The sequence below is a fragment of the Pedobacter sp. UYP24 genome (assembly GCF_054057295.1).
On the sequence record NZ_JBSRZD010000022.1, the window covers coordinates 1 to 1,614 of the forward strand.

Sequence of the window (1,614 nt, forward strand, 5' to 3'; positions counted from 1 at the left end):
TGTCTAGTCCTGATATAGCTTTACACTAATCCTGAAAAAACTTGACATCGTCCTAAATTTAACTTTACATGTACTGATTAAACATTACACGCTAATTTGATCCCAATATAGCGATGAATTTTGTTGTTGTTGAATTTTATGGTCCCATTTTTCTTTGTTATAGTTTTTCCAATTTTTCACTAATTCTCCCTGCTGCTGATGTGCTTTGGCAGGCGTTAGATACCCTAAGCTAGAATGTGGCCTCAGACAGTTGTAATTGCCGATTACTTTATCCAATTGGATTTTCAGGCTTTCAAAAGTTCCTGTATTTCGATCAATTCCAAATTCGGTTTTAAGTATTCCGTTTACTCTTTCAGCCATGGCATTTTCATAAGGATCTCCATTTTGGGTCATACTTATGGCAATATTCCCTTGCTTAAGCACTTCAACATACGCATTACAGCAGTATTGTGAACCTCTGTCTGAGTGATGCATCAGGGACAGGCTGGGTGTTTTTCTTCTGTTTATTGCCATGCTCAGTGCTTGCAGACAGCCTTCGGCGGAAAGGTCATTTTGCACGTGATAGCCCATGATCTGTCTTGAATAAGCATCTGTGATTAGACTTAGGTATACGAAGTTGCTGTTAAGTTTGAGATAGGTAATATCACTCACCCAGGCCTGTTCGGGCCTGGTAATTTGCTCAAGAGCGAATAAGTTATCATACTTCTTCATCCAATGATTTGAATCGGTTGTGATGATACGCCTGCGCCTTCTGACAATTGACAAGCCATTGACAGCCAGCAAGTCAAATAAATAATCCCTGCCTACGGAGATATTATGTTCCTGTAAAATATCCTTAAGCATATAGTGTATTTTTCTTGTCCCACTACCAGGAAGACAGGCGCGAATCTTTCTTACTTCCTGTAACACAATATCCCTGATCATGATATCCTTATCTGTTGTGCGTTGATGATCATACCAGGCATTTCTGCTTTTGCCAAACAGTGAACATAACGTTTTCACGCTAATACCCTGTTCTTCAGCGGTGAGCTGGGTCACTGTTTGGCACCAAACTTTTTTCTGATATTCACCTTAAATTGATCACTGGCAATATCTACCATCACTTCCAGTGCCCTGATCTTCAGTCTGGCCATCTCCAATTCTTTCTGCATTTCCGAAAGTTGAAGGTCCTTTTCCGGGATTGTAGCATCAGATGCCAAATCAGAAACTTCCTGCTCGGCTTTTTTATATTCTCTTACCCACTTGGTAATAGTATCCCGGCAATCTAAGTTGTATTTTAGTTGAACCTCACCGATAGTTGACCTTCCCGAAATAATTTCTCTGACGATCTTGTTTTTCTCACTAACACTGCGCCTTTTTTTCTTCTGTTCAAAATAGGTACTGCTTGCATAGCTCTGAACCCACCTAGATGCTGTGTTAACATCTAAACCATGACGCTCACAAACCATTTTTATAGCATTGCCTTCGCGCTCAATTTCTGCAACGATGGATTTCTTGTAAGATTCCAAGTATAACCTACCATACTTTTTTCCCTTAATTTCCTTTGACATCTCTTCTTAAAATTAATAAATAATTTTGTTCGTATTGATGTAAAGTTTATTTAGGACTAGTCAA

The 1,614-nt window shown here is 39.2% G+C and carries 2 protein-coding genes; both read right to left on the reverse strand.

Going from position 1 to position 1,614, the window contains the following annotated elements; translation table 11 throughout:
- Positions 1-84: 84 nt before the first annotated feature.
- Positions 85-1,038, reverse strand: coding sequence for an IS3 family transposase (locus ACVWYN_RS18320; protein WP_457290339.1), 954 nt, complete (start codon positions 1,036-1,038; stop codon positions 85-87).
- Complete coding sequence (locus ACVWYN_RS18325; protein WP_457290340.1) at positions 1,035-1,550, reverse strand: transposase; 516 nt, start codon at positions 1,548-1,550, stop codon at positions 1,035-1,037. The genes ACVWYN_RS18320 and ACVWYN_RS18325 overlap by 4 nt, the downstream gene beginning before the upstream one ends.
- Positions 1,551-1,614: the final 64 nt, after the last annotated feature.

Excerpts from the sequence above, each read along its gene's own strand:
- ACVWYN_RS18325 (WP_457290340.1), bottom strand. The coding sequence starts at position 1,550 with ATGTCAAAGGAAATTAAGGGAAAAAAGTATGGTAGGTTATACTTGGAA.